This is a genomic window from Micromonospora sp. DH13 (assembly GCF_020873825.1).
Classification (GTDB): domain Bacteria; phylum Actinomycetota; class Actinomycetes; order Mycobacteriales; family Micromonosporaceae; genus Micromonospora; species Micromonospora haikouensis.
In genome coordinates this window covers 1-8,679 of record NZ_JAHWGR010000073.1, presented here as the reverse complement: position 1 = coordinate 8,679, position 8,679 = coordinate 1, and the positions used below count along the sequence as shown (strand labels likewise).

Annotated in this window: 9 protein-coding genes; 2 read left to right on the top strand and 7 right to left on the bottom strand. The window is 75.0% G+C overall.

Translation table 11 applies throughout. The features are described 5' to 3' along the window. The 6 genes from LPA42_RS33095 to LPA42_RS33070 form a co-directional block, all read right to left on the bottom strand. On the bottom strand, nt 1–409 hold a 409-nt coding region (locus tag LPA42_RS33095), incomplete at its 3' end, for a hypothetical protein (protein WP_228987126.1). A 507-nt stretch (nt 410–916) separates the two neighbouring features. Beyond that, nucleotides 917–1,777, bottom strand: coding sequence for a DedA family protein (locus LPA42_RS33090; RefSeq protein ID WP_077939864.1), 861 nt, complete (start codon nt 1,775–1,777; stop codon nt 917–919). A 108-nt stretch (nt 1,778–1,885) separates the two neighbouring features. Beyond that, nucleotides 1,886–3,415: a serine/threonine-protein kinase gene (locus LPA42_RS33085; protein WP_077939871.1), complete on the bottom strand. Its 1,530-nt coding sequence runs from the start codon at nt 3,413–3,415 to the stop codon at nt 1,886–1,888. 73 nt (nt 3,416–3,488) lie between these two features. Further along, nucleotides 3,489–4,337 carry an SAM-dependent methyltransferase gene (locus LPA42_RS33080; RefSeq protein ID WP_077939863.1) on the bottom strand — a complete coding sequence of 283 codons (849 nt, stop codon included), beginning with the start codon at nt 4,335–4,337 and terminating at the stop codon, nt 3,489–3,491. Nucleotides 4,338–4,447: 110 nt separating this feature from the next. Beyond that, nucleotides 4,448–5,335: a helix-turn-helix transcriptional regulator gene (locus tag LPA42_RS33075; protein ID WP_091281557.1), complete on the bottom strand. Its 888-nt coding sequence runs from the start codon at nt 5,333–5,335 to the stop codon at nt 4,448–4,450. 144 nt (nt 5,336–5,479) lie between these two features. After that, entirely contained in the window at nt 5,480–5,719 is a 240-nt protein-coding gene (locus LPA42_RS33070) for a DUF397 domain-containing protein (protein ID WP_043968620.1), read from the bottom strand. 263 nt (nt 5,720–5,982) lie between these two features. Between LPA42_RS33070 and LPA42_RS33065 the strand changes: the two genes are divergently transcribed. Then, nucleotides 5,983–6,633 (top strand): GGDEF domain-containing protein, encoded by a 651-nt coding sequence (locus tag LPA42_RS33065; protein ID WP_077939862.1) that lies wholly within the window; start codon nt 5,983–5,985, stop codon nt 6,631–6,633. A gap of 37 nt (nt 6,634–6,670) precedes the next feature. On the opposite strand, the gene LPA42_RS33060 is transcribed toward LPA42_RS33065, so the two are convergent. Further along, nucleotides 6,671–7,165: a type II toxin-antitoxin system PemK/MazF family toxin gene (locus LPA42_RS33060; RefSeq protein WP_043968616.1), complete on the bottom strand. Its 495-nt coding sequence runs from the start codon at nt 7,163–7,165 to the stop codon at nt 6,671–6,673. A gap of 147 nt (nt 7,166–7,312) precedes the next feature. On the opposite strand from LPA42_RS33060, the gene LPA42_RS33055 reads away from it, so the two are divergent. Beyond that, nucleotides 7,313–8,679, top strand: a 1,367-nt coding sequence (locus tag LPA42_RS33055; protein WP_228987125.1) for a hypothetical protein, incomplete at its 3' end; no start/stop codon positions are given.

Sequence of the window (8,679 nt, the reverse complement as noted above, 5' to 3'; positions counted from 1 at the left end):
AACCCCACCCGCTGGACGGGCGCTGCTGGAACAGGCCGAGGGAGTCGTGGTCGTTGCGGTCACCCAGGTGACCCAGGTTCTGCAGCTTCGACTCCTGCAGGGCGGTGCCGATCGAGATCACCGCGGCCCGCTCGTCGAGGCCGGTCTTCTCGGTGGCGGCGATGATGGCCTTGGCGTTGGCGGTCTGCTCGGCGTCGAGATCGATGCGCGACTGCGCGCCCTGCACACCGTGGGGGATCAGCTTCCCGGCGTCGGCGGTCGTGTCGGCCTGCACGGCCGCGACGGGCCGCGCGTCGACAGTGCCGGTGCCGGTGTCGATGGCGTGGTTGAGGGGGCCGGCGGCGAGGCCGCCGGCGAACGCGAGTCCGGCGATGCCGAGGACGCTCTTACGCAGGATGGCCGTGTTCATGGGGGTGTCTCCTATCCGGGGGGTCGGCACACGTCCCACATCCGCCGAAGGGGCATGGCGGGGGGGGTGTGCGAGCACCACGTCGAGGCGCCCGAACAACGAACAACGGGGGAAGAAGAGGAGGAGGGGGGTCGGCTGCCTTGCGGCGCCGGGTCCAGGTGTAACGACCGGCGACCGGCCCCCATTCCCGGGGGGATGACTCGGGTGGCGGGGGCGGGTCCTGCCAGATCCGGGGGATCCGGGGTGCTGCTGCGGTCGTCCGTCAGGTGTAACGCCCCCGCCCCGGCCGGGATTCCGGCCGCAGGGTGCCGCCGGTCACCACCCCGACCCCGGCCTGACCCGGCCCACCCCCGGCCCGCCCCACGCCACCCCGTCGGGTCGGACAATCCTCCCATTCCGGCGGAGGGGTGACGGCATGCCGGGCAGATGGGGGTATCAACGGCGCGGGATACCCCCATGTCCCCGACATGGAGCCGATCAACCGGGCGGGCGGGACGCGCCGACCCGTCAGTGCTCAGGCCCGTCGCGCCAGGAGCCGCTGCGGTAGACCGTTCCCCGGTACTCCCCCGTGCCGCGTTCCGACCCGGCCGGCAGCACCGGATCGGCACCGGCGGACGGCCCTAGCGCAGATGGGCCGTCGGCGGACACACCGCCCAGGGACGGGCCGTCGACGGACGACCAGGCCGTGGCGTCCCGCCGCGCGGCGCGGGACCGACGCACCCGGGTGACGACGAACCACGCGACCGCCAGCGCGGACACGGCGATGACCACGTTCTGGAACGTGCCGACGTAGGACTCGACCACGTGCCAGTTCTCGCCGAGCAGGTAGCCCGCCATGACGAAGACCGTGTTCCAGATGAGGCTGCCCAGCGTCGTATACAGCAGGAAGGTCAGGACCGGCATCCGCTCCACGCCGGCCGGGATCGAGATGAGACTGCGGAACACCGGGATCATCCGGCCGAAGAACACCGCCTTGACGCCGTGCCGGAGGAACCACGCCTCCGTGCGGTCGACGTCCTCGAGCTTGACCAGCGGCAGCTTGGCGGCGATGGCCCGCATCCGGTCCCGGCCCAGCATGGCGCCGATCCAGTAGAGCGCCAGCGCGCCGACCACCGAGCCAAGGGTGGTCCAGCCGATCGCCCCCACCAGGCTCATCCGTCCCTGGCTGGCGACGAATCCAGCCAGCGGCAGGATCACCTCGCTGGGGATGGGCGGGAAGAGGTTCTCCAGCGCGACCGCCAGCCCGGCGCCGGGGCCACCCAGCCGTTCGACCAGGCCCGTGACGAATCCGACCGGTCCGTCGGACCCGGGTTCGGGACCGGCGGCGACCGTACGAGGGAAGGGCAGGAGCGGCTGCGTGCTGATCATCCGACAACGTTAGTGACCGTTCCCGCCGGCTGCCACGCCCCGGGCCGGCGGGGCGAGGGTGGGAGCGGGCGACCGTACATCGTGGATGGTTCGTGTCGGTTCGGCCCGTCAGTCCGCCGCGTCGCCGCGCGCCCCCGGAAAGCCGGTGAGCAGCTCCCGCAGCCGGGCGGCGGTCTCCGCGCCGATCCGGTCGCGCTCGATCGCCTCGGTGAGGTCCTCGCGCAGCTCCCGCAGGTGCTTGGCCCGGTCCTTGAGCTTGCCCCGGTTCAGCTCGGCGACCTCCTCGCGCAGCTCGTCGGCGGTCTTGCGGTCGATGTCGCCGCGCGCCTGCGCCTCGTCGACCAGGGCGGTGAACTCGGCGGCGAGCTGGCGCAACGTGACCGGACGCGATCGTGCGGTCGTGGGCGGGGCGGCGGCCGACGGGGGCGGTTCGGCCTTGCTCCCGTCGGCGGGCGCGACGGTTCCGGGCCCCCCGGCCGGCGGGGCCGGGGCACCGTCGTCGAGGGCGAGCAGCGCGACCACGCCGACGAGCAGCGCCATCCCTGCGGCGACGAGGACACCGAGCAGGCGGTTGCCCTGGCCCGGGCCGCGCGGCGCGCGCCGAACGGGCTCGGCCACCGGGCGGGGCTCGGCCACCGGAACGGACGACCGCCCGGGTCGGGCGGGAGGAGCCCACGGCCCCGCGCGATCGACCAGGGTCGGCGGGTGGTCCGCGGGCGGCGAAGCGGCGGGCCGGGTCGGGGCCGAGGCGGCAGGCCGGATTCCGGCCGGGGATTCGGCGGCCGGCGTCGCGCCGAGCCGGCGGGCCAGGTGGGCGGCGGTGGGTCGCCGGGCCGGGTCGGCGTTCAGGCAGGCGAGGGTGAGTGCGGCGACGTCCGGGGGCAGCCCGGGGACGCGCAGCGGCGGGGCCTGCCGGCGCTGCGCGTGCGCCTCGATGGCGTCCTCCCAGGTCTGCACGGGCAGCGGGGCCCGGCCGGCGAGGGCGCGGTAGAGCAGGGCGCCGAGGGCGTACACGTCGCTGGCCGGGTTCGGCGGCCCGGGGTCGAACCGCTCGGGGGCGAAGTACGCGGGGGTGCCCATCATCGGCTTGTCGCCGGGCCCGACGCGGGGCTGGTGCGGACCCATGCGGGGCGGGTGCGGCCCGGCCGGGGCGGCGATGCCGAAGTCGAGCACCTTCGCGCCGCTCTCGGTGAGCATGATGTTGGCGGGCTTGATGTCGCGGTGCACCACGCCGATGCGGTGCGCGGCGGCGAGGGCGGCGGCGACCTGACCGGCCAGCCGGACGGCGTCGGGCCAGGGCAGCGGGCCGGCGGCGAGCCGGTCGGCGAGGCTGCGCCCCTCGACCAGTTCCATCACCAGGTACGGCACCACGGTCGGGCCCCCGAGGAACGCCTCGCCGTAGTCGTACACCTGGGTGACGTGCGGGTGGGTGAGCCGGGCGGCGGCGCGGGCCTCGCGCTGCAGGGTGGCGCGCAGGTGCGGGTCGGCGGCCAGCTGGGCCGCGAGCGCCTTGACCGCGACGGGACGGTGCAGGACCTCGTCGTCGGCGCGCCACACCTCCGACATTCCGCCGAGGCCGATGCGCTCGCGCAGGACGTAGCGGTCGTGCAGCCGCAGGGTGGGCGTGAACGGCGACATGGTGGTCCAGTCTGCCTGCCGGCCGGCGCCGGGCACCAGTCGCGGTGGCCGGCGCCGCGGCCGGGCCGGTGGGTCAGGGCTTACGGGCCACGGCCCCGTACATGCTGACGTCGACCACCGAGGGCCGAGGCTGCGGCTCCCGCTCGGCGCGCCACTGGGCGATCGAGGCGATGCCCGGGTCGACGAGCTCCAGCCCGGCGAAGAAGCCGGCGAACTCCTCCCGGCTGCGCAGGCTGATCACGTCGCGCGAGCTACCGGTCCGCGTCGCCACCCTGGATTCCTGCGCCACGTGCTCGGGCAGGTGGTCGTAGGTGGCGTGCGAGGCGGCCAGGTAGCTGCCGGGGGGCAGCGCGTCCAGCAACCGACGGACCACCGCGTACGGGTCGTCGGGGTCGGGCAGGAAGTGCAGGATCGCGACCAGCATCAGCGCCACCGGCTGCCTCAGGTCGATGGTGCGGAGCAGGTCGGGGTGGCGCAGGATCTTCTCCGGGTCCCGCAGGTCGGCGTCGATGTAGGCGGTGGCGCCCTCGGGCGAGCTGGTCAGCAGCGCCCGGGCGTGGGCGAGCACGATGGGGTCGTTGTCGACGTACACCACCCGGGCCTGTGGGTCGGCGGCCTGGGCGACCTCGTGGGTGTTGTCGGCGGTGGGGATGCCGGTGCCGATGTCGAGGAACTGCCGGACGCCGGCCTCGCGGGCGAGGTAGCCGACGGTTCGCTTGAGGAAGCGGCGGTTCTCCAGGGCGGCGATGCGGATGGTCGGGAAGGCCGCGGCCATCGCGTCGCCCGAGTCCCGGTCGGCCTGGAAGTTGTCCTTGCCGCCCAGCAGGTAGTTGTAGCGGCGGGCGGGATGCGCCACCGAGGTGTCGATCCGGTCGCTGGGGTGGGCGGGACCGGTCGAGGTGCCGGGGGCATCGGTGGTCAAGGGGTGCCTCCATGGCTCTGCGCTGACCTGTTACGCCGGCGTCCGTCCACTGTCGCCGATGTCGACCATCGTAGAGGCAGCGCGCGCCGCCGCCCCGACCAGGGAACCCGCTATCCCGGGTAGAGCTCGTCGCGCAGCCGGGTGAGGAGTTCCGGGGTGCGCTCCGGGGGCTCGGCCTCGACGCAGAGCCGTTCCATGGCCGCCGCGTAGTAGTCGAGGTCCTCGCGCTTGTCGAGGTAGATCGCGCTGGTGAGCTGCTCGATGTAGACGATGTCGGGCAGGTCCTGGTCGCCGAAGCGCAGGATGGTGAACGCGCCGCCGGCCGCGGCGTGGCCGCCCGCGTCGAACGGGATGATCTGCAACCGCACGTGCGGCGCCCGGGTCGCCTCGATCAGGGCGGTGAGCTGGTCACGCATGACCTGGGGGCCGCCGATCGGCCGGCGCAGCGCCGCCTCGTCCACGACGGCCCACAGTTGCGGCGGCCGCGGGCGACGGAGCAGCTCCTGGCGCTGCATGCGCAGGCCCACCCGGCGGTCGATCTCGTCCGCCCCCGCCCCACGGTGACCGAGCAGGACGACGGCCCGGGCGTACTCCGGGGTCTGGAGCAGGCCCGGCACGAACTGCACCTCGTAGCTGCGGATCAGCGCGGCGGCCGCCTCCAGGCCCAGGTAGGACTGGAACCACGACGGCAGCACGTCGCCGTAGCGGTGCCACCAGCCGGGGCTGTTGGCGTCGCGGGCGAGCTTGAGCAGGGCCTCCCGCTCGGTGGTGTCGGTGACCCCGTAGAGGCTGAGCAGGTCGGCGACGTCGCGCTCCTTGAAGCCGACCCGCCCGAGCTCCATCCGGCTGATCTTCGACTCGGAGGCCCGGATCTCCCAGCCGGCGCCCTCCCGGGTCACCCCGCTGGCCTCCCGCAGGCGGCGCAGCTGCGCGCCGAGCAGCATGCGCAGCACGGTTGGGCCGGTGGCCGGGCCACCCTCCGTGGGAACCATCGTCACGCGCCGACCTCCGCTTGCTGCCTTCGTCGCACCGGGCCCCACCCCGGCCGACGTGTAAGCATGCCATGGACCGACAGTGAGGTGAACCCGGCCGGTCGGCGTTTCGGTCCTGTTGACGGGACGCAGCCGAGGGGTGACCCAGGGTCAGCCGATCAGGTGGTCGAAGTCGCCGTCCCTGGCGCCGAGGACGAAGGCCGCGATCTCGTCGATCGTGTAGATCAGCGCCGGACCGTCGGGGTAGCGGGAGTTACGGACGGCGATGCCGGCACCACCGGGAAGCTCGGCGAGCTCGACGCAGTTGCCGCTGGGATTGCTCCGTCGACTCTTCATCCAGGTCAACGGGGGGAGCTGTGCAGTGGGAACGCCGTTGCGGGGCTGCTGCATGGGGCATCTTTCTTGTCAAGAGCCTGCCGATGCCGCGGGAGGAGCGGTGTGCTGGCGAGGAGTCGGGGCTTACGACGGGATTAGCTGCACGTGCATCTGCTATTGCATCTGCACCGGACAGCGAGCATGATAACCCAACGAGGGTGTACCTAGGTGTTCACTTTGGGTTACCTCACCTGGGGCTGCACCAGGGAAAACAGGAGTCCCCACGGGCACCTGGCCGGCACGGCCGGGCGCGTGGGCAGACGCGGTGAGGAGGGTTCGTGCCGGATCCGTTGACCATCGCGTCCGGCATCTCGGCCGCCGGAGCCCTGGTCTCCGCATGGCAACTGCGCCGCCGGGCCATGCTGGCCGAAGCGGAGATCGAGCACCTCCAGGCCGAGCTGGCCGCCGAACGGCACGCCGCCAGCCACGACCCGCTCACCGGGCTGCCCAACCGGCGGGCCTTCTTCCGGCTGGCCGCGACCCTGCTCACCGACACCGCCGGCCAGCCACTGATCGCCATCGTGCTGGACCTGGACGACTTCAAGCAGGTCAACGACCGCTACGGGCACGCCGCCGGAGACCAAGTGCTGGTCAGCGTGGCCGAACGGCTGGCCGCCTTCGCCGGGGACAACCTCGTGGCCCGCCTCGGCGGCGACGAGTTCGCGGGTCTGCTGGCCACCCCGACCGTCGACCGGCGGTGGATCGAGCACGCCTCCCGCCGGCTCTGCGAGTCACTCGCCGCGCCGATCCCCCTCGGCGGCCTGAGCCTGCGGGTCACCGCCTCCGTCGGGCTCGCCCCGGTCACCTGCCCGACCCAGCTCACCGAGGCGCTCGACCGCGCCGACGCGGCGATGTACCGGGCGAAGAGCGTCGGCACCTCCCGCTCCGCCCGGCAGCTCGTCGACAGCGCGCACCTCGCCGAGTGCTGAGACAGGGACCGGAACGCCCGCGACCTGGCGGCGGGGCTCAGCGCCAGCCGTAGCCGGCGCGCAGGGCCTGGCCGACCCGGTCGAAACGCGCCCGGTCCAGCACCGCGCCCTCGCGGCGGATGCTGTCCTCCCGCATGGTGAGGACGCGGTCGAGCCGCACCCAGCTGGGCCGGTTGTCCCGGTCCCAGGCGCCCGGGCCCAACGCCAGCCAGTGCCGCTGGCCGTCCCGCTCGCCCTGGCTGGACAGCATCAGGCCGAACAGGGTCCGGCTGGACCGCCCGACCACCAGCACCGGGCGGTCCTTGCCCTGCCGGGGGTCGTCCTCGTAGGGAACCCACGTCCAGACGACCTCACCCGGGTCGGCCTGACCGTCGGGCTCCGGTGCGTAGCTCAGCTCCCGGCGCTGCAACGCGGAGACCTGCCGGCGCCGCGCCACCTGGGCCGGGATCGGACCGGGGGTACGCGTCGGCGCGGCCCCGCCGCGGGCCACCCGCCCCAGCCGGGACGCCACACTCCTCAACAGACCAGCCACGGCGGGCAGCCTAACCCGTCCCCCGGCCCGCCGCCCACCCACGGCGGCGGGAGGGGGCGACGCGGCCGCCGGGAGGGGCGGCGCGACCGGGAAGGGCGGCGCGACCGCCCGCCGTGCGAACGGGACCCGCCGGGGCACAGTAGGGGCATGACGACGAACCTCCACGCCCCGCTGGCCCGCTACGCCGCCCGGCTGCACGGCGCGGCCGGCGACCGGCACCACGTCGCGTCCCCGCTGGGCGCGTGGCTGCTGCTCGCCCTGTGCGCGTCGGCCGTCCCCGAGCGCGCCGCCGCCGGACCCGACGGGCACGCCGCCGGACCGGACGGAAACGCTGGACCCGACGGGCACGCCGGGCTCGACGGGGACGCCGCCGACCTCGCCGACGCGCTGGGCATCGCACCGGCCCAGGCCGCCCGGATCGCCGCCGACCTGCTGGACGCGCCGCATCCCCTGGTGCCGTCGGCGACGGCCGTCTGGCACCGGCCCGGCACGGAGACCGCCGGGCTGGACGCCTGGCGGGCCACCCTCCCCCACGCCACCGGGACCGGCCCGCTGCCGGACCAGGCCGGCCTCGACGCGTGGGCCCGCGAGCACAGCCTCGGGCTGATCGAGCGGTTCCCCCTGGCCCTCGACCCCCGGGTGGTGCTCGCCCTGGCCTCGGCCGTGGCCACCCGGATCTCCTGGGCCACCCCGTTCGACCTCGCCCTGGCCGGGACGCTCGGCCCGGACAGCCCGTGGGCCGGGCGGCTGACCCAGGTGCTGCGCACCCCGGCGCACGGGCACCGCGCCTGGATCGCCGCGACACCGGAGGCCGGCGACGTCGCCGTGCACGTGGCGGCGGCGCAGCCGGCCGGGGACGGCACCGGCGGGCACGAGGCGGGCGGCGCGCACGGCGGCGGAACCGACACCGCCGGGGCGGGGCTGTCGGTGGTCTCGGTGGCCGCCGCCCCCGGGGTCGCCCCGGCCGACGTGCTCGCCGCCGCGTACCGGATCGCCGCCGACGCCGACGCCGACGAGCCCGCCGGCCGACGGTCGCTGTTCGACCTGCTGCTGGGCGACAATCCGCTGTGGACGCTGCGCGAGGAGGCCGTGCGCACGTTCGCCCCCGACCGCCGGGAGCAGCGGCACACGGCGGCGCTGCCCTGCTGGTCGGCGCGCGACGAGCACGACCTGACCGGGATCGGGTTCGCCGCCGCCGGCCGGGTGCTGGCCCCGCTGGTCGGCACGGGCGACGTGCGGGCCCGGCAGGCGGTCGCCGCCCGCTACGACCGGTACGGGTTCGCCGCGGCGGCCGTCACCGGGATGTTCGCTCGGGTCAGCCTGCCCCCGCTCGGGGTGGCCCGCGTCGCGGAGCTGCGCTTCGGTCACCCGTACGCGGTGGTGGCCGTCGCCACCGACCGGCGCGGCGACGTCGTCGGCCCGTGGCACGGGGTGCCGGTCTTCTCCGGCTGGGTCGCCGAGCCCGACGACGTCGCCGACGCCGACCAGGCCACCGCGCGGGGCGCCACCAGGCC